1 tRNA gene is annotated in these 658 nt (G+C 43.2%); it reads right to left on the reverse strand.

Annotated elements, in window-relative coordinates:
• Positions 1–537 precede the first annotated feature (537 nt).
• Positions 538–614, reverse strand: a tRNA-Ile gene (locus tag DRW07_RS18230).
• Positions 615–658: the final 44 nt, after the last annotated feature.

Consider the following 658-nt stretch of genomic DNA (forward strand, 5'->3'; position numbering starts at 1 on the left):
CATCGCCTGTGGGTGTTCACCCACGCCCGCCTTTTGACTTCGGGCTCAGGACTTGTTGTATGCATGATTTACTAATCGTTCGTGCAAATTCATGATGATTGCGCGAGCACTCATCGTGATATTTGCGCAAGGAGGACTCACAGTACTCTTTGACGCAAACAATTTTGCACTTACTGTAGGTACAAAATAAGTCAATTGGCGACTGCCATGGCTTATCAGGTAATGTACCCACTTTGAATCGTCAGATAGAGTAGCTACTTGAAAAAACACCTTTCGATATTTTTCTCAGTTACTCATATTTGATTGATTACTAATATCAGCTTTCCAAATTGTTAAAGAACAGATAGTGCTTTTTCTTTCGCCTTTCGGCAAAAATGCACATCAATAAATCAATTTTCATTAATGTGCATTCTTCTTTTGCTTTCTTCTTGAAAACTTAACCAGCTCGCTTAGTGAAGGTGAGTAGTGTTCGAGAAGCGCAGTGTGTGACCAACACATGAGCATCGCAGAACGCTAATCAGCAAAACTAAGTAGAGGTGGTAGGCTTGGGCAGACTTGAACTGCCGACCTCACCCTTATCAGGGGTGCGCTCTAACCAGCTGAGCTACAAGCCTTCAAAAAGTGGTGGAGCTAAGCAGGATCGAACTGCTGACCTCCT

The sequence above is a fragment of the Paralteromonas sediminis genome (assembly GCF_003820355.1).
GTDB lineage: Bacteria > Pseudomonadota > Gammaproteobacteria > Enterobacterales > Alteromonadaceae > Alteromonas_F > Alteromonas_F sediminis.